Source organism: Paenibacillus sp. FSL P2-0136 (genome assembly GCF_037975325.1).
Taxonomy (GTDB): Bacteria; Bacillota; Bacilli; order Paenibacillales; family Paenibacillaceae; genus Paenibacillus_AQ; species Paenibacillus_AQ silagei.
On sequence record NZ_CP150244.1, the window covers coordinates 5294945 to 5312513 of the forward strand.

The window sequence follows — 17569 nt, forward strand, 5'->3', positions numbered from 1 at the left end:
CCGTTCAAAAATCCTTCTTTGGTAAAGCATAAATACGGAACGAATGTCAACTTACGCATTGGCACCGTTCCGTATATTTATACCCTAAACCCTCGATCTATACCATAAAATCGCAAACATTACTTAAAACCTGCCTGAATTACCACACCAGCTTGCCAAAATCGGCAAACAGTTTGGAATCCGCATGAATGCCGGCCAGCAGCGCCAGACGGGTCGAGCGGACAGCTTCGTCTTCAGCCATAACCATAACCGAATCGAAGAATCCGGTAACGGCTGCTTCGAGTCCCGACAGAATCTGCAGGGCTTCAGCGGCATGTCTGGAAGCAAGGGCTGCGCGGTAAGGCTCATGAATACTCTGCCAGGTCGCGTACAGCTTCTGTTCCGCTTCTTCCTTAAGCAGAGCCGGGTCGATAACTGCACCTTCCGGAGCTTTAGCGGCCAGATTGCTGACACGGGTCAATGAATCCACGGTGATTTTGAAATCAGCCAGATCCGTCACGGCATTCATCAAGGCAAGACTTCTGCTTACTACATCAACGATGTCATCGAATCCTGCGGCAAGCGCTGCATCCACAACATCATAGCGTACATTGTTGTCGGCTAACAGGCGTTTGACACGCAGACCGAAGAACTCGTACAGAGTTATACGCAGTTCAGGTGTGAAATGTTTCTCTGTACGGAAACTTTCATGGACTTCCAGTGCTGCTGCAAAAATCTCCTGCAGACTTAGGCTCAGCTGATGCTCCAGCACGATCTGGACAATACCTGCCGCCTGGCGGCGCAGGGCATACGGGTCCTGGGAGCCGGTTGGAATAATTCCGATGGAGAAGCAGCCGACAATCGTATCGATTTTATCAGCAAGACTGACTACAAGACCTGCCTGTGTAGAAGGAACGGCATCTCCGGAGAAGCGCGGCTGATAATGCTCGAAGACCGCTTTGGACACCTGCTCTGCTTCCCCGGCCTTGCGGGCATAATCCTCACCCATCGTGCCTTGCAGCTCAGGAAACTCACCCACCATCTGGGTCACCAGATCGAATTTGCAAATATCCGCTGTACGGCTCACTTCCGCAGCAGCCTCTGAAGACAGCTCAAGCTTCACAGCCAAGCGGTCAGCGATGGCACGGATGCGGCGCACTTTGTCACCCACACTGCCCAGCTCTTCATGGTAGACGATATTCTCCAGCTTGGCCAGAGCATCGTTAATCTGCAGCTTCTGGTCTTCTTCATAAAAGAATTTGGCATCCGACAAGCGGGCGCGCAGCACCTTCTCGTTCCCCTTGGCGATGACATCCAGCGATACCGCATTCCCGTTACGTACCGTTACGAAGAACGGCAACAGCTTGCCGTCTTCACCAAATACCGGGAAATAACGCTGATGCTCACGCATCGAGGTGATCAGCACCTCCTGCGGAATATTCAGGAAGGCCGGATCAAAGGTACCGAACAGCACTGTCGGCGTCTCTACCAGGAACAGGACCTCTTCCAGCAGATCCTCCTTGATCGCAATCTTCCAGCCCTTCTCTTCCGCAAGCTTATGAATACCGCTTAGAATCAGCTCTTCGCGCTCCTTCACATCCACGAGCACATGCTGGCTGCGCAGAGCTTCAACGTATGCAGCAGGCTCTGCGATCACAGCTTCTTCACCGAGGAAACGGTGGCCACGGCTTACATTGCCCGCCTTAACTCCGGTGATTGTAAGGTCAATGATCTCCTGGCCGAAGAGAGCTACCATCCAGCGGATCGGACGGACGAACTTGAAATCATAAGCGCCCCAGCGCATGTTTTTCGGGAAGGTCATACTGCTCACAATGCCTGCAAGGCCTTCGGAGAGAAGTGAGGCTGTCTCGATGCCGGTGCTGTTCTTAGTCACATAGATATACTCTACGCCTGCCAGTTCCTTGAACGTGAACTGCTCCGGCGTGGCGCCCTGACTGCGGGCAAAGCCCAGTGCCGCCTTGCTCCATTCGCCGCTGGCATCCAGCGCGATTTTGCGTGACGGGCCTTTGACCTCTTCGCTTACATCCTCCTGCCGCTCAGCGGCATCCTTCACCAGTACGGCAAGGCGGCGCGGTGTTGCATATGCGCTAACGCCCTGATGACTGATCCGCGAGGCTTCCAGCCATTTCGCCGTTCTGTCCTTCAGTTGCTCCATCGCCGCCCGGATAAAGCGTGCAGGGATTTCCTCCAGACCGATCTCGAACAGAATATCCTTAGACATGGTCAGCACCTTCTTTCTTCAGCAGCGGGAAGCCCAGCTTCTCGCGTTCCTCCAGATATGTCGCCGCTACGGTGCGGGCCAAATTGCGAACTCTCGTGATGAAGCCTGTGCGTTCCGTTACGCTGATTGCGCCGCGCGCATCCAGCAGGTTGAAGGAATGCGAGCATTTCAGCACGTAATCATACGCCGGGAAAACCAAATGATTCTCCATCGCCCGGCGTGCTTCCTCTTCGTAGGTATTGAACAGAGTGAACAGCATTTTGACATCCGAGACTTCAAAGGTGTAGGTGGAATGCTCAACCTCCGGCTGATGGAATACATCTCCGTACGTCATGCCGTCTACCCACTCCAGGTCAAAGACATTTTCCTTATCCTGAATATAGGAGGCCAGACGCTCCATCCCATAAGTAATTTCCACCGCTACCGGACTTGCTTCAATTCCTCCGACCTGCTGGAAGTAGGTGAACTGGGTAATTTCCATACCATCCAGCCAGACTTCCCAGCCGAGACCCGCGCAGCCCAGGGACGGATTCTCCCAGTTGTCTTCGACAAACCGCACATCATGCAGCAGGGGATCTACGCCAAGTGCCTTCAGACTGTCCAGGTACAGCTCCTGAATATTGTCCGGGGACGGCTTGATAATCACCTGGAACTGGTGATGCTGGTACAGGCGGTTCGGGTTCTCCCCGTAACGGCCGTCGGACGGACGGCGTGAAGGCTCCACATAAGCAACCTTCCACGGCTCCGGACCCAGGGACCGCAAAAAAGTCATAGGGTTCATTGTGCCCGCCCCTTTTTCCGTATCATACGGCTGGACGAGAATACAGTTCTGGGCGGCCCAGAATTGCTGCAGGGTCAGAATCATCTGCTGAAAGTTCATAACTACCGGCTCCTTCGCTTTACAAGTGTGGTACTGCCTCTTGCGTATGACTGGCTCTTGCTGCTGCGCGATGGAGGCGGCACCCGCTTCTATGTACCTGCGGTCTGTGATGGAAGATGATCTCCCGCACAGCCACAAGCCAAAAAGCTCCCGCCCCCATGCCTGATGAACAGACATAGGGACGAGAGCTCAAATATGTTCTCCCGCGGTTCCACCCTACTTGATTACGCAAAAATCACGAAATCCACTTTTCATGCTGCCGCTTCCGTACTCCCGGGTGCCCTGTTCATGAACGTCGTCCCGCCAGGCTTCCACTACCCCCGGCTCGCTGCTGCGACAATACCGCCCACTACTTTCCCGATCCACGCACTCTCTCCAGTTCTGGAGCAAACACGGCAATCTTATAAAAGAAACTGAACTTATAGTAACGGATAATTCGTGATTCGTCAAATATTGTATTTATCAAGCTGGTCCAGGAAGCTCTGGGTCTTCAGTCTGAGTCCCAGCTGCATATCCATGAATCCCCGCATAACGGTCTTCAGCTCCGCACGGGTCTCCGGCTTCACATCCACATTTCCCAGCCTGGTCAGATCCAGCGCCGCGAAGATCCGCAGCAGCTTCAAGGCACGCGGGGAAATCTCCATGGCCGGAGGATCGTTATGCCGGCAACTGCGGCAGAGAACTCCCCCCAGACGGGGACTGATTCTAAGCTCCTCATCCGGCTTGTCCTTGCCGCAGACGATACAGGCATCGAGCTGAGGCCCATAACCGGCAGCTTGCAGCACCTTCATTTCAAATACATTATTGATAATGCCGGGCTCTTTGTCTTCCTCCAGTGCATTCAGGCAGGCGGTCAGCTGGCGGTACCAGAAGCTGCCTGTCTCTTCATCATGCAGCACCCGGTCCAGCAGCTCGCAGGCATAGGATGCATAAGCCGCCTTGACCAGATCCTCGCGCAGCGGATGATGGGACTTCGTGATCTCCCCGGCATTGAGTGTTCCCAGTCCGCCGTTGTTACGGAAGAACACGAACTCACCTGTTGTGAACAGCTGGATCAGGGCAGCATGACGGCTTTTGACCTTCTTGGCGCCCCGCACCAGAACCCCTACTTTACCCGCGTTCTCGGTGCAAAGCGTAATAATGGCGTTCCCTTCACCGTAGTCCATGCTGCGGATGACGATCCCTTCCACCCTGTATAGCATGCCTCTTCCCCCAACCACTCGGCAAGCAACCAGTCCTTATTGTGCTTCTTCATCGATGGCCATCTCTTCCTCCGCCGGCAGCGGTCCGCTGCCCTCGGGCGAATCCCCAGCTTCCCTGTACAGCAAATACGCATCGAGATCTCCAGTCATTGCAAAATACTTCCACGAAAAATTCCGCATTCGTATTCATCCTTTCTTCGGAAACACGATGTCTCTTCAGATGTAGGATGTGCGATGCCCCAGGATCTATCCGTGCAATTCCTGCCATGTTGAGGCGGCGTGAGAGGTGATCATTCTTTATGGAAGCCCAAATCCCGCAGGACGCGGTCCTGGTTACGCCAGTCTTTTTTCACCTTCACCCATAATTCCAGGAAAATCTTCGAGCCCAGCAGGTTCTCAATATCCGTCCGCGCCCGGCGTCCGACTTCCTTCAGCAGCGCTCCCTGCTTACCGATAATGATCCCCTTCTGGGAATCGCGCTCAACAAAGATAACCGCCGAAATATGCACAACCCCATTCGGTTCCACGCTCATATCCTCAATCGCCACTGCGATGGAATGCGGCACCTCTTCACGGGTCAGATGCAGAATCTTCTCGCGGATCAGCTCCGCGCAGACGAACTGCTCGGGGTGATCGGTAATCTGGTCGTCCGGGTAATACTGCGGGCCTTCCGGCAGGTATTTCTGCACCTGCTCCAGCAGCGTGTTGACGTTATTGCCCATTTTGGCAGAAATTGGTACGATTTCGGCGAACTCATGCAGCTTGTTGTATTCCGTAATCATCGGCAGCAGCGCTTCCGGCTCAATCTTGTCAATCTTGTTCATGACCAGAATGACCGGGGTCTTAATGCTGCCAAGCTGTTCCGCGATAAAACGGTCGCCGCCGCCCATACCCTCAGAGGCATCCACGAGGAACAATACCGCTTCCACTTCATGCAGAGTGCTCATCGCCGTCTGATTCATGTAATCACCCAGCTTGGATTGTCTTTTATGGATACCCGGTGTGTCCAGGAATACGATCTGTGAGTTATTTGCCGTGTATACTCCGTGAATTTTGTTGCGGGTGGTCTGCGGCTTGTCCGACATAATGGCAATCTTCTGGCCGATTACCTGGTTCATGAGTGTTGATTTGCCTACGTTTGGTCTGCCGATAATGGCGACAAACCCTGATTTGAATTTCATATGATCCTCCTATTTATCTTACAACTTGGTCAAAAGCGTTTCGGTCAAAAGCGTTCACCCTTAAAAGCGTTCACCCTTAAAAGCGTTTCGATCCCCCTAAATCCCCCTTCGCCAAAGGGGACCCCAAGGGCCCCGGCCCTCTGGACACCCGGAACTGGCGTGGGCGCAGCACTTGGCGCGGTAAGAGACTTTGGAAGTATGAGCGCTGTTCGTTCCCTGCGGGAACACGCTTGACTGCGGCGCGGTTGATTGGCGGTGACCAGCATGCGGCGCGGGACAGGGAGCTGTGGAGCACGAGCGCTTTTCGTTCCCTGCGGGAACACGCTTGACTGCGGCGCAGTAAGAAACTGGTTACTTTGAACCAAAAAATCGAACGGCCTTGGTAACTATACACCCGATAACATTTTTTAGTTGTATTTTGTACACTTATTCTGCTCAAAATCAGAGGTTTTTGCAGTTTAGATGTAATTTGTACATCTATTTTCCTCAGCAAAGTCACTTTTGGCAATATACCGTGAATTTAGATGTACATTTTACACTTAAACCTTATTTCACCTATCCTCACGGAAATATAGTTGTACCATATACACTTAAAGCCGGCTCATACGGTATGCATTTACGATCCTGCTACCGTACAGCAACCGTCTTTACAAGCTTGCCGTTTACTCCGGAGCCTGCCCCTGCGTAAGATCCGCAGGACCGAAGGCGCCGGGGAGCAGGTCACGGACCGTAGTCTCCATAATATCGCCCTTCAGGTTGCCGAGAATGACTGGCATATCGGGGCCGCATAGCTCGACCATCACCTGGCGGCAGACGCCGCAAGGCGATACGGGGCCGTCTGTGTCGGCCACGACTGCGATAGCTTTGAAGGTACCGGGCTTATGGCCGTCCGCAATGGCGCGGAACATGGCCGTCCGCTCGCCGCAGTTGGTGGGACCGTAAGCGGCGTTCTCGATGTTGCAGCCGTGGTGGACTTTTCCGTCCTGATCCAGAAGGGCTGCCCCTACCCCGAAGCGGGAATACGGTATATATGCATTGGCTCTTGCCTTGATCGCTTCCTGAAGAAGTAGCGCATAATCCATAATTGTCCTCCTAAAAGTTTTATCAAGCATCCTCTTCATTGAAATCCCTTCGAGATAAAACTCACTTCGTAAGCATAAGCCTAGTTTTATTGAGCAATCCTCTTCATCGAATCCCTTCGAGATAAAACTCGCTTCGTAAGCATATCCTTAGTTTTGGGAGCATGGATCGAAAATATTATCCTAATTAAAGATGACGGAGCGCGCAAAGCGGGTCCGCCTCTTCCACCACCTGAAGTTGTAAACTGATTATGACATAATACCTGTGATCCAGTCCATCACGGGATGATAAAAAACATAGATTCCGGCAATCACGGCAAACACCGCCGTAAGCAGCACGGCGCCTGCGGCGGTATCTTTGGCCTTCTTGGCCAAGGGGTGAACCTCAGGCGAAACCAGATCAATCGTTGCTTCAATCGCCGTGTTCAGCAGCTCGGCTGTCAGCACCAGCGTAATGGCCAGCAGCAGCAGCATCCAGCTTGACAAAGGAAGCCTGAAAACAGCTGCGGCAATCACAACGATAACCGCAAGGCCGCTATGCACCTTCATGTTCAGCTCCGACCGGAATGCTGCCGCAATGCCGTGTGCGGCGAAGCGAAAGGAGTGCCAGAATTTTTTGTGGCCCACCGCCGTATTCTTGACCATTAGCGTGTCAACCCGACCTGAGCCAGAGCCTGCTCCTGCTTGGACATCATTTCGGCCTCAGCCTCCGGCTCCTGATGATCGTAGCCCAGCAAATGCAGGAACCCGTGCACGAACAGGAAGCCCAGCTCCCGCTCCAGCGAATGGCCGTATTCCTCAGCCTGCTCCTGCGCCCGGGTAACCGAGATGATAATATCCCCAAGCACATTCGGTATTTCCTCCAGCTCATCGTCCTCATCTGCCAGGCCGTACCGGATCTCCAGCTCATCTTCTCCGGCTTCATTCATCGCGAAGGAGAGCACATCGGTCGGACGGTCAATGCCGCGGTACTCGAGATTCAGCTCATGAATGCGTTCGTTATTGACGAAGGTCAGATCTACTTCCCCCGAGTCAATCCCTTCTGCTTCCCCTGCTGTCTGCAGAAGCCTCTCCAGCAGTTCGATCAGATCGCCGTTAATTTCATGTTCATCCTGTTCATTGTTCCAAACGACGCTCAGGCTCATTTTTGATGGCCCCTTCCTCTTTTTTGGGCTTGCGCACATCCTCGGGGTATTCAATCCGGGAATGGAATATGCCCATTACCGTCTCTTTCAGTGTCCGCGAAATAATATCCAGCTCCTTGAGCGTCAGGTCGCATTCATCGAACTGATGGTCATCCAGCCGGCTTTTGATAATTTTCTCAATCATGGTCTCGACCTGCACCACGGTTGGCTTGCGGAGCGAACGGACTGCAGCCTCCACACTGTCGGCGATCCCGACAACTGCGGATTCCTTCGACTGCGCCTTCGGGCCGGGATAACGGAAATCCTCCTCCGTGAAGTCCGGCTCTACACCCTTGTCCTCTGCAAGCTTCAATGCCTTATGATAAAAATAATGCAGGAACGTCGTGCCATGATGCTGCTCGGCAATATCGCGGATCGGCTTCGGCAGCTTGTATTCCTTCTGCATCTCCACCCCGTCCCGGGCGTGGGCCACAATGATCGACTTGCTCAGCTTCGGCTCAATCGTATCATGCGGATTCTCCATATTGTTCTGGTTCTCTATGAAATAGAACGGGCGCTTCGTCTTGCCGATGTCATGATAATATGAGCCTACCCGGCACAGCAGACCGTCCGCACCAATCGCTTCGGCCGCAGCCTCGGACAGATTGCCTACCATCACGCTATGGTGATAGGTTCCCGGCGTCTCTGTAAGCAGCTTGCGCAGCAGCGGATGGTTCGGGTTAGACAGCTCTACGAGCTTCAGGGCCGACAGAATGCCGAACGTTACCTCGAAGAACGGCATCAATCCGATGACCAGCACTGCAGTAAGCAGCCCCCCGGCAAAGGAGAAACCCAGAGCATATAACGTATTCGTCTCGTTCCATACGCCGCCGCTCAGCATGGTCAGTATGGCTACGGTCAGGCAGCCGAGCAGAGACACCATAATACCACCCTTCAGCAGCGTTGAGCGCTGTCCGGCGCGGTGCGTCGAGAAGATGGCAACATAACTTACGATTAGGGCAAAGAAGCCGAAGGTGAAATCAAATATCGTATTCTGCTGGACATTCAGCAGGATACTGGCCAGAATGCTGAACAGAATGGAACAGAAATAAGCTAAGGTCATGTCCAGCAGCATGGAGATCAGCATCGCGCCGAGAGCCACAGGTGCCAGATAGCCTATATATGTCCTCACATCCGTTTGCAGGAAGGCCGTCAGCTTCATCATAACGATGGTAATGATAAAGACCAGCACCAGCATAAGCAGCTGGGAGTTATTGTATTTGAAGCCTGAGGCTCCGCCATTGTAGCGGATGAAGGTCATCAGGCCAAAGGACAGCAGTGCAGAGAGCAGCAGCAAGCCGAGCTGCGGCCAGTAATTAATCTCTTTGCTGAGCAGCCCGTTCTCATCCAGCAGCTTATACAGCTCAGGGGTAATCTCCTGATTCTTGGCGACCAGCACATCCCCCTGCTCGATGAATACATCCGGTGTATTCTGACGGGCCTGCACCTTCGCTTCCTTGGTCGCATCCTCGTCATAGAATTTGTTGGCGGTGATCACCAGCCGTACCAGCTCCTGCACCACCTCGCGGGCGGTCCGCTGGCCCAGTGAACTGACACTGACCTGCTCGGCCACTTTGGCGCGCGCGCTCTGGGCGTCGGTAATCTGGTCATTCATCAGCTTCGTCACAATATCCCGGGCCACCGGCTTCATTTCGATGATATCCTGTGAAGTCAGGCGCGGGATCTTGATATAGGTCTCTTCCGGAATGACGTAGGCCTGATCCTTAATGACGGACTGCATCTCATTCAGCAGATGCTCGGAGTAAGTCCCCGCCTTTTGGCTGGCAGCCACAAAATTAAGGATAAAATCATTGGCCCGCCGCGGAATCTCTTCCCGGTAAATCTCAGTCTTCTCACTCTGTGAAATCGTATCATCCTGATTCAGCCCGCCGATCCGGTCCAGCAGCAGAGTTACTAGATTCTCCGCCCGGATAGGAATAATGGCATAACGGTTGGTCACATTCTCTGCAGCAGTCTCCTGGGCCTTGAGCTTGGCGTTGGTGTCCAGGATTTGCTTGGGAGCTGTAATCTCCTTGGCACTGCGGGTTCCCTCTTTGATATCATACCTTTTGGGCAGCAGATCAGAGGACAGGCTGAGGTAGAAAACAACCGCGAGTAACAGGAAAAGAGCATAGCGCGACACCGCGCTATACTTCCATCCGCTGCTGCTGTATACAAATCCGCTTAATTTCGATGGTTGCTTTGAGGCCATGAAGACAATCCCCTTTTTTATTGGAGGTTTTCGGCAGAGCGGTCATAGGCAACGATAATTTTCTGCACAAGGGAATGACGGACAACGTCCTGCTCAGCGAAGTAGACAAAGCCAAGCTCCTCAATACCGGAAAGAATCGTTTTGGCTTCGATCAGCCCTGACTTCTTGCCGCGCGGCAAATCGATCTGGGTCACATCGCCCGTGATGACCATCTTGGAGCCGAAGCCCAGACGGGTGAGGAACATTTTCATTTGTTCGGGTGTGGTATTCTGCGCTTCATCAAGGATGATAAAAGCATCCTCCAGCGTACGTCCGCGCATATAGGCAAGCGGTGCAATCTCGATCAGCCCGCGCTCCAGCGCCTTCGCCACCTGATCAGGCCCCATAACGTCGTACAAGGCGTCGTAGAGCGGCCGCAGATACGGATCTACCTTCTCCTGCAAATCTCCCGGGAGGAAGCCCAGGTTCTCCCCGGCCTCTACAGCCGGACGCGTAAGCACGATCCGTTTGACCGAGCCTTCCTTCAGCGCCGTCACCGCGAGGACCACAGCCAGATAGGTCTTGCCGGTGCCCGCCGGGCCGATGCCGAAGACGATATCGCGCTTTTTGATGGTGCTCACATAATGCTTCTGGCCAATCGTTTTGACACGGATCGGCTTGCCGCGGAATGTTGTCGTGATCTCGCCCTTGAACAGGTCCAGCAGCTGGTCGGCACGGAAATCCTTCGCCAGCTCCACGGCGTACTGCACATCGCGTTCGCTCAATATATAACCCCCGCGTACGAGTGACAGCAGCACGTTGAAGAGCTGGCCCAGCATGTCCACTTCCCGCTCCGTACCGCGAATCGTAATTTCGGCCTCGCGTGAATTAATAACTGCCGGAATTTCTTTCTCGATGATTTTCAGGAATCCATCCTGCGGGCCGAACAGGGATTGCGCTTCTCCCGCATTGTGCAAAGATATTTGAATGCTTGCAGTCTGTTCTGACAAGTAGCCTCATTCTCCTCAATTGTTTACTATCGGAAGCTCTTCCGCGATTCTCTCTTCCACCTCAAACAGCACTTTCATATAAACTTTACCATTCTCTTTCTTCTCATGCAAAATTTTTTGACTTTTGATGACGCTATCAGCGCCGTAACGCGCGAAAATATCGCTCTTGGCCCGTGTCAGCCCTTCTGCACGCGCGGCCTCCGAAGTAAGCGCTTCAGTGGTGTATTTAATCTCCAGTTCCTTCTCGGTCATCAGGCCCAGCGGCAGCTGAAAAGAGCGCCACGACAGCATGTCGGGCTCTGAAAGTGTACGTGACTTCGCAAACCCGGAGTCCCCGTAGCCCCACAGTTGAATCGCCCATTTGCCAAGAACGAGATAGGTGCGGTCCTTGCGTTCTCCTGTATACGCACTGCCCGTTCTTTTGAGCGGTACCTCCAGATTATATTCATGCCATACAAGGCCTTTAACCATGCCTTTAGCGACAACGAACTCTGTATTCTCCTCGTCACCCAGCGCACCGGAGATGAGGATGTCCCCTTTTTTAACCCGCGAATTCCGGCTGACCACCGGTCTGCCCTGCTCCGCATAGATTTCGGTCACCACCGCATCGGTCCGGCTGATGAGATGGCGCTGGCTGAGCAGCGGTTTGTTATCCGGGCGGTCAGCTTCGACGACCTGTATGGTAATGCTCGTCCCATTCCGGTGGAACCCGGCCCAAGTTAAGCCCGGAACCAGGGTGGTCAGCTCCCGGGACAGCTCGTCCGACTCCTGCATGCGCCAAATCCACTGAAACGGATAGACGCCCTCCTTGCGTGCGGCTTCCAGGATGTCCTCGGTCGGAATGCGGGTATTCCCTTCAACCTTGACGCTCCAGATCATCGAGGAGAGCAGCAGCAGGGCTACACCGAAGATCAGTATACCTGCGGCAAAAAACTTCCGTCTCCACAAGCGCGCGAGGCGAAACGGAAGTCCGTGCCTGGCTGTAACATGCATACGGCAGCCTGTCTTTTTGAGGAGCGGGCGAAGCCGGAAAAAGTCATCCAGCAGCAGATTCAAAGAAGCGCCGTCCCCGGCAGGCCTCACATCCCAGATGATGATGCCCGCTCCAGTTACAGCATTAATGAATTTCTCCACCTGCGGTCCGCTCACATGCAGTGTAACGAACCCCCGCAGTGATGACAGAGGCGGTTCTTTCATGGATTCTCCCCACTTTCCTTATATCTGATTTCACCGATTACTCCAATGACGGCAAGCTCCTGGCCCAGAATATTGCGGATGACCAGTCCTTCACCGGAAATCTCCAGCACCCCTTGGGTTAATGCCAGCCTGAGCTGCTCCGAAGAGAAGTGCAGCACGCCGCGGTGGTTCTCAATATACAGCTCCTTATTGCCGATCAGGGTGATCCGGGGCATCTCCTGCAGCACATCCTGCGGAAGATCCAGTATCCCGTTTGTCCATCCCCGCAGCCTGCGGCCGATACGGGTCATAAGTAGACGCTCCCCCTTCCTGCCTTCTGTACACCTTATGCGGCGGGGCAGCTGTTTATGAGAAGAACTCACACCCTTCTGCCAGGGAAAACAGCAAAAAAGCCTGAATCCCTTCCGGTTAGGGAATGGATTCAGGCTTATGTGCAGTATTACATGTTGCTCGGGAGGCGGAGGCAAGGTCTTAGCGCCGTGTGGAATGCGGCTGGCGGGCGCGGGGCGGACCCAGCACCTCCGCCCATACCAGACCGCTGCGCAGCGCGTCAGGGTCGCCTGTGAGCGGATGGACAGCATATGCCGGCGATGCTGCATCTGCGTCCTCCCCGTCTGCGTCGGAGCCCGCAGACGGGACCGCAGCCGCCATTCCGTCGAAGGCAGCCTTCAGCTTCTCCAGCTCTTGCTGCATGCGTTCTGTGCGGGCCTCCACGCTGTCCAGATCATCGGCCTGTTCCAGAGACACACCTTCGCCTGTCTCATCACCGGGAGCCGGCTGCCCAGCTTCAGCCCATGCTGGCGAAGACGGGGCCTCCTGAGCATCCGGCGGCGGGGCAGGCTGGTTTGGGGCCGTCCTTGTCCCGGCAGGCGCCGGAAATCCGCTGCCCTGCTGTTCAACGCGTCCGGCCTTCTGGCGGCGGGGCAGCGGATTGCCGATATCTCCCCCGCCGCCCCCAAAGGTAGGCATCCCCCCGCGCGGGGCCTGTTTGTCTTTGCCCCTCTGTTTGTTCAGATTGGTGATGATCGCTATGGCCGCCAGCACCAGGAAATAGATCACGCCGCTCATGGGAGCTCACATCCCTTTATTTGTGGGGCGGACGGCTGCTGTCGTCCCCATCGTTTAGTTTGCCGAGGGAACCGCGCATCTGCGTATCTGCCTCGATGTTTTTAAGATTCATATAATCCATCACACCAAGCTTGCCGGAGCGCAGGGCTTCGGCCATCGCCAGCGGAACCTGGGATTCAGATTCAACGACCAGCGCCTTCATCTCAACCACGCGTGCCTTCATCTCCTGCTCATGGGCAACCGCCATGGCCCGGCGTTCTTCAGCCTTCGCCTGGGCGATGCGCTTATCCGCTTCCGCCTGCTCGGTCTGCAGGTACGCACCAATGTTCTTGCCTACATCCACATCCGCAATATCAATGGACAGAATTTCAAAAGCAGTCCCTGAGTCCAGACCCTTGGATAATACGGTCCGGGAGATGGAATCCGGATTCTCAAGCACATCCTTATGCGAATTACTGGAGCCGACTGTGGTTACAATCCCCTCGCCGACACGGGCAATAATCGTCTCTTCGCCCGCACCCCCGACCAGCCGGTCGATATTGGCCCGCACCGTTACCCGTGCCTTGACCTTGACTTCAATCCCGTTCTTGGCTACAGCCGCAACAATCGGCGTCTCAATGACACGCGGGTTAACGCTCATCTGAACCGCCAGCAGCACATCGCGTCCGGCCAGATCGATGGCGGCGGCACGTGTGAATTCCAGCGGAATATCCGCTCTCTGGGCGGCAATCAGCGCGTTCACTACCCGGTCCACATTCCCTCCGGCCAGATAATGGCTCTCCAGCTGATTGATATTCAGCCCCAGCCCGGCCTTGGTTGCCTTAATGAGCGGGTTGACAATCCGGCTCGGCGTTACCCGGCGCAGACGCATCGCTACCAGCGTGATAATGCTGATTTTGACCCCCGAGGCCCAGGCAGATACCCACAGCATTACCGGGAAGAAGCTGAAGAAGACGCTTAGTACAATAATCACGGCTACCGCGATCAGCAAAAAAGTAATCATAGATGCTTCTAACATACGCTTACCTACCTCCGATATTTTGATAGACAAAAATTATTTCGCAGCTTCCTTCACTACCACACGGCCGCCCTCAACCTTCACCACGGACACGGCCGTCTGCGCCTCGATGAACCCGCCTTCTGTCACCACATCTATCCGTTCGCCGCCAAAGGTGGCGGTTCCGGCCGGACGCAGCGGGGTAACACTGATGCCGGAGGCCCCGATCAGACGCAGCTTCTCCGGGACAGGCACGAATCCCTTCTCTCTGGTAAGGCTATCCTGAAGGATGAACCGGTTCCAGATGCCCCGCTCCTTGAAGACTACGGCTACAATCACAATAACCACAGCCGCCGCCGAAAAAGCAATACCAAGGCTGAAAAGGGCATGTGTAAAGCTGTAAGCAGCCCTTACAACACCCGCTACCAGACTGATAGACCCGAGGATTCCCAGAATACCGAAGCTCGGCACGAACAGCTCCAGAATCAGCATCACCAGTCCCAGAATGAACAGCAGCAGCGTCTCCGCCCCGGCGAAGCCGGCCACATAGTTGCCGAAGAAGTAGAGGGCAAATGCCAGCGTACCGACAATTCCGGGCACCCCAAAGCCGGGCACCAGCAGCTCGATGAACACACCGGCTATGCCCACAAAGAGCAGAATCGTCATGACTACCGGATGAGTCAGAAATTGCGACATTTTCTCCGCACCGGTATGCTCAATGCGAAAAATGTCGTCTGTCGAGTAGCCCAGCCAGGTAATCGCCTCCTGCTCTGTTCCAGCAATCCGGTCGGCGTAACCGGCCTGAAGCGCCTCATTGCTGCTCAGAGCGATAATCTCGCCAGCCTGCTTGTTCACACCCAGCTCCGGGCGGTTAACTACCAGATGGACATCCATCATGCCGGCCGCCACTTCAGGATCACGCCCATTCAGCGTGGCAGCCCCGATCATTTTGGATTTCCAATAGGATACCATCTTGGCATCTTCCACGCTCTTCCCGTTCATGTCCACCAGCGAAGCGGCCCCTATCATGCTGCCCGGCTTCATGATAATGGCGTCCGCGCTCAGCGCAATGTAGCTGCCTGCGGAAGCGGCGTTGCCTTTGATATAGGCTACTACCGGGATCTTGCTGTCTCTGACCAGAGTGCCGATTCGTTCGGCAGAATCCACCCGTCCTCCAGGTGTATCGATCTCCAGAACAATCAGAACTGCGCCGTAATTCGCCGCTTCCTGAAAGCCCCGTTCCAGAAAGCTCTGCAGACCCCGCTCAATCTCCTGATCCACCGGAATAATGAAGACGGGTCCGTTGACCACTGTACCTGAGGCCGCTCCCGGTGCGCGGACCGCTTCATTATCCGCCTGAACCGTCCCCGCCAATGGCAGGAACAGAAGAACCATTAAGGCCGCGATACAGGAAAATATGATGGTGCGTAACTTATTCAAGCCTGCGCCCCCCTTTTGTACGTGAACCATTTGCATTCTCAACTTATCATTGTATGTAAGTCTGCATATAATTCTTAGTATACCTTATACGCAGGTCTATCCAAAAAGCTCCACATAATGAAAAACACCCCTTATAAAAGGGGTGCTAGCGTTATATTATTGCAGAAACTGCTGAACCGCCTGGTTCACAAGTTTACCATCGGCGCGACCTTTGACCTTAGGCATCAGTGCGCTCATCACCTTACCCATTTCACTTTTCGAAGAAGCACCGGTTTCCTGGATGGTCTGTTGTACAATTACTTTAATTTCTTCTTCGGTAAGCTGCTCGGGAAGATATTTAATGATAATCTCGATTTCTGCCTTAGTACTCGCGGCAAGCTCATCGCGACCCGCTGCTTCAAATTCTTGGAGGGCATCTTTGCGCTGTTTGATCTCACGACTAAGGATATCAAGCACTTCGTTGTCGTCTAATGTTCTCTTCAAATCTATTTCAAGATACTTTATTGTAGAACGAACCATTCGAATGGTGGAGAGTGTGAACTTGTCCTTACTCTTCATCGCTTGCTTCATATCTTCGTTCAATCGTTCGCTAAGATTCATGCGTGGGTAATCCTCCTAAAACTTTCTCTTACGAGCAGCCTCAGACTTCTTCTTGCGCTTTACGCTTGGCTTCTCATAATGCTTGCGTTTCTTCACCTCAGCCAAGACACCATCCTTAGCAATGGAACGTTTAAAGCGACGAAGTGCAGCATCAATTGTCTCGTTTTTGCGAACTTTCGTTTCAGACACCAGTTTTCCCTCCCTCCGACCAGACCGTCCAAGAGCATAACAACACGGTTCATCACCTTTCATTATAGGTCAAACCTAAATAAGGTGTCAACCTTCGCGTTATTCTTTTTTTAGCCGGGCTGTACATAGTTGCATTGCTTAATTAGGCATGAGAACTGGAGTTCCCCGTAAGGGCACCAAGCTTGGCTCCACCCAGCAGATGATAATGCAGATGCGGCACTGCCATCCCGCTGTCCGGACCGCAATTATTAATCAGCCGGTAGCCGGTATCGGCAATTCCGAGCTCTGCAGCAAGCTGCTGTGCTACGGCATGAATCTCGCCAATCAGCGGCAGATCCTCAGGCGTAACCTCGTTCATAGAAGCGATGTATTTCTTCGGGATAATCAGCACATGCACAGGGGCGGCAGGCTCAATATCGTGGAACGCCAGAATCCGCTCATTCTCGAACACCTTTTTGGACGGGATTACACCTTCGATAATTTTGCTGAATACAGTTTCCATACCACGCTTCCTCCCAAAAAATTTGTAATGCAGAAGCTTGCATCCGGCACTTTCCGCAGCAGAGGCTGAGATAACAGACACGAACCTAACTCTTATTCGTACAACGGCCACCCGCTACTCACAGGCAATGACCGTCAATACAGCTAGAGCTCTGCGGGGCGCACACGCCTGAAGATCATCGGGCTTCCGGCCTGATCGGCTTCGCGACAAATTTCAATTTATGGAACTAATCATACAGGATGTTGAGCAATTACGAAAGGCGGAAGGCTATATTCTGGTGAAATCAGATGTTCGGCGCGGCTTATGCTGGGATTGTGAGGGAAAGTGGGCGGGCGGCGATGTATGGGGGAGCTGGGGTGGGGGCAGCAGGGAGTATGGGAGCAGGTAAACAGGCAGGGATCAGGGAATAGGGATCAGGATATCAGGTGGGGGCGGATCAGGGGAGCAGGGGTGGAAGTGTCACGCGAACAGGGCGTTAATATCAGGGGCAGGGAGTGGAGGATCACAATAACAGGGGGTGTAGGTAGGGCAGACTGTATTATAACAGGGTGGCGGCACAATAAATTCGGTTTATCGTGTACATTTGGTCCGGGCGTACCTCCACTAGCACAATTGGCCCTCTTACCCT

18 protein-coding genes are annotated in these 17569 nt (G+C 53.9%); all 18 read right to left on the minus strand.

All coding sequences use genetic code 11. The features are described 5' to 3' along the window. Nucleotides 1-139: 139 nt before the first annotated feature. A complete protein-coding gene (gene glyS, locus NYE26_RS22505; protein WP_339250258.1) occupies nucleotides 140-2221 on the minus strand; it encodes a glycine--tRNA ligase subunit beta in 2082 nt (693 codons plus the stop codon). Beyond that, nucleotides 2214-3101 carry a glycine--tRNA ligase subunit alpha gene (gene glyQ / locus NYE26_RS22510; RefSeq protein ID WP_339250259.1) on the minus strand — a complete coding sequence of 296 codons (888 nt, stop codon included), beginning with the start codon at nucleotides 3099-3101 and terminating at the stop codon, nucleotides 2214-2216. Before glyQ ends, glyS begins: the two co-directional genes overlap by 8 nt. A gap of 446 nt (nucleotides 3102-3547) precedes the next feature. Further along, entirely contained in the window at nucleotides 3548-4303 is a 756-nt protein-coding gene (gene recO / locus NYE26_RS22515) for a DNA repair protein RecO (RefSeq protein ID WP_036724335.1), read from the minus strand. A 36-nt stretch (nucleotides 4304-4339) separates the two neighbouring features. Continuing rightward, the gene (locus NYE26_RS22520) at nucleotides 4340-4483 is read right to left on the minus strand and encodes a YqzL family protein (protein ID WP_076075837.1); all 144 of its coding nucleotides are present in this window, start codon (nucleotides 4481-4483) and stop codon (nucleotides 4340-4342) included. A 110-nt stretch (nucleotides 4484-4593) separates the two neighbouring features. Next, on the minus strand, nucleotides 4594-5484 hold the full coding sequence (gene era, locus NYE26_RS22525; RefSeq protein WP_036724337.1) for a GTPase Era: 891 nt from the start codon (nucleotides 5482-5484) through the stop codon (nucleotides 4594-4596). A gap of 662 nt (nucleotides 5485-6146) precedes the next feature. Beyond that, complete coding sequence (locus NYE26_RS22530; RefSeq protein WP_076075831.1) at nucleotides 6147-6566, minus strand: cytidine deaminase; 420 nt, start codon at nucleotides 6564-6566, stop codon at nucleotides 6147-6149. Nucleotides 6567-6812: 246 nt separating this feature from the next. After that, the gene (locus tag NYE26_RS22535; protein WP_036724339.1) at nucleotides 6813-7208 is read right to left on the minus strand and encodes a diacylglycerol kinase family protein; all 396 of its coding nucleotides are present in this window, start codon (nucleotides 7206-7208) and stop codon (nucleotides 6813-6815) included. Then, nucleotides 7208-7708: an rRNA maturation RNase YbeY gene (gene ybeY, locus NYE26_RS22540; RefSeq protein ID WP_339250260.1), complete on the minus strand. Its 501-nt coding sequence runs from the start codon at nucleotides 7706-7708 to the stop codon at nucleotides 7208-7210. The genes NYE26_RS22535 and ybeY overlap by 1 nt, the downstream gene beginning before the upstream one ends. Beyond that, nucleotides 7680-9959, minus strand: a complete 2280-nt coding sequence (locus NYE26_RS22545) for an HDIG domain-containing metalloprotein (RefSeq protein ID WP_339250261.1) — start codon at nucleotides 9957-9959, stop codon at nucleotides 7680-7682. The genes ybeY and NYE26_RS22545 overlap by 29 nt, the downstream gene beginning before the upstream one ends. Before the next feature lie 17 nt (nucleotides 9960-9976). Further along, a complete protein-coding gene (locus tag NYE26_RS22550; RefSeq protein ID WP_036690294.1) occupies nucleotides 9977-10948 on the minus strand; it encodes a PhoH family protein in 972 nt (323 codons plus the stop codon). Between the two features lie 15 nt (nucleotides 10949-10963). Continuing rightward, nucleotides 10964-12145 carry a sporulation protein YqfD gene (yqfD, locus tag NYE26_RS22555; RefSeq protein WP_339250262.1) on the minus strand — a complete coding sequence of 394 codons (1182 nt, stop codon included), beginning with the start codon at nucleotides 12143-12145 and terminating at the stop codon, nucleotides 10964-10966. After that, nucleotides 12142-12435, minus strand: coding sequence for a sporulation protein YqfC (gene yqfC / locus NYE26_RS22560; RefSeq protein WP_209872075.1), 294 nt, complete (start codon nucleotides 12433-12435; stop codon nucleotides 12142-12144). Before yqfC ends, yqfD begins: the two co-directional genes overlap by 4 nt. A 181-nt stretch (nucleotides 12436-12616) precedes the next feature. Further along, nucleotides 12617-13213 carry a hypothetical protein gene (locus NYE26_RS22565; RefSeq protein WP_339250264.1) on the minus strand — a complete coding sequence of 199 codons (597 nt, stop codon included), beginning with the start codon at nucleotides 13211-13213 and terminating at the stop codon, nucleotides 12617-12619. 16 nt (nucleotides 13214-13229) lie between these two features. Further along, complete coding sequence (gene floA, locus NYE26_RS22570) at nucleotides 13230-14231, minus strand: flotillin-like protein FloA (RefSeq protein WP_209872081.1); 1002 nt, start codon at nucleotides 14229-14231, stop codon at nucleotides 13230-13232. Between the two features lie 36 nt (nucleotides 14232-14267). Beyond that, complete coding sequence (locus tag NYE26_RS22575) at nucleotides 14268-15605, minus strand: NfeD family protein (protein WP_339257590.1); 1338 nt, start codon at nucleotides 15603-15605, stop codon at nucleotides 14268-14270. A gap of 201 nt (nucleotides 15606-15806) precedes the next feature. Beyond that, a complete protein-coding gene (locus tag NYE26_RS22580; RefSeq protein WP_036724349.1) occupies nucleotides 15807-16250 on the minus strand; it encodes a GatB/YqeY domain-containing protein in 444 nt (147 codons plus the stop codon). A 15-nt stretch (nucleotides 16251-16265) separates the two neighbouring features. Beyond that, nucleotides 16266-16439, minus strand: a complete 174-nt coding sequence (gene rpsU / locus NYE26_RS22585; protein ID WP_005547957.1) for a 30S ribosomal protein S21 — start codon at nucleotides 16437-16439, stop codon at nucleotides 16266-16268. A gap of 142 nt (nucleotides 16440-16581) precedes the next feature. Beyond that, nucleotides 16582-16941, minus strand: a complete 360-nt coding sequence (locus NYE26_RS22590; RefSeq protein WP_076075810.1) for a histidine triad nucleotide-binding protein — start codon at nucleotides 16939-16941, stop codon at nucleotides 16582-16584. Nucleotides 16942-17569 lie beyond the last annotated feature (628 nt).

What these genes read in the sequence shown, in the direction of transcription:
- glyS (WP_339250258.1), bottom strand. Translation starts at nt 2,221, where the DNA reads ATGTCTAAGGATATTCTGTTCGAGATCGGTCTGGAGGAAATCCCTGCA.
- glyQ (WP_339250259.1), bottom strand. Translation starts at nt 3,101, where the DNA reads ATGAACTTTCAGCAGATGATTCTGACCCTGCAGCAATTCTGGGCCGCC.
- recO (WP_036724335.1), bottom strand. Translation starts at nt 4,303, where the DNA reads ATGCTATACAGGGTGGAAGGGATCGTCATCCGCAGCATGGACTACGGT.
- NYE26_RS22520 (WP_076075837.1), bottom strand. Translation starts at nt 4,483, where the DNA reads ATGCGGAATTTTTCGTGGAAGTATTTTGCAATGACTGGAGATCTCGAT.
- era (WP_036724337.1), bottom strand. Translation starts at nt 5,484, where the DNA reads ATGAAATTCAAATCAGGGTTTGTCGCCATTATCGGCAGACCAAACGTA.
- NYE26_RS22530 (WP_076075831.1), bottom strand. Translation starts at nt 6,566, where the DNA reads ATGGATTATGCGCTACTTCTTCAGGAAGCGATCAAGGCAAGAGCCAAT.
- NYE26_RS22535 (WP_036724339.1), bottom strand. Translation starts at nt 7,208, where the DNA reads ATGGTCAAGAATACGGCGGTGGGCCACAAAAAATTCTGGCACTCCTTT.
- ybeY (WP_339250260.1), bottom strand. Translation starts at nt 7,708, where the DNA reads ATGAGCCTGAGCGTCGTTTGGAACAATGAACAGGATGAACATGAAATT.
- NYE26_RS22545 (WP_339250261.1), bottom strand. Translation starts at nt 9,959, where the DNA reads ATGGCCTCAAAGCAACCATCGAAATTAAGCGGATTTGTATACAGCAGC.
- yqfD (WP_339250262.1), bottom strand. Translation starts at nt 12,145, where the DNA reads ATGAAAGAACCGCCTCTGTCATCACTGCGGGGGTTCGTTACACTGCAT.
- yqfC (WP_209872075.1), bottom strand. Translation starts at nt 12,435, where the DNA reads ATGACCCGTATCGGCCGCAGGCTGCGGGGATGGACAAACGGGATACTG.
- NYE26_RS22565 (WP_339250264.1), bottom strand. Translation starts at nt 13,213, where the DNA reads ATGAGCGGCGTGATCTATTTCCTGGTGCTGGCGGCCATAGCGATCATC.
- floA (WP_209872081.1), bottom strand. Translation starts at nt 14,231, where the DNA reads ATGTTAGAAGCATCTATGATTACTTTTTTGCTGATCGCGGTAGCCGTG.
- NYE26_RS22575 (WP_339257590.1), bottom strand. Translation starts at nt 15,605, where the DNA reads ATGGTTCTTCTGTTCCTGCCATTGGCGGGGACGGTTCAGGCGGATAAT.
- NYE26_RS22580 (WP_036724349.1), bottom strand. Translation starts at nt 16,250, where the DNA reads ATGAATCTTAGCGAACGATTGAACGAAGATATGAAGCAAGCGATGAAG.
- NYE26_RS22590 (WP_076075810.1), bottom strand. Translation starts at nt 16,941, where the DNA reads ATGGAAACTGTATTCAGCAAAATTATCGAAGGTGTAATCCCGTCCAAA.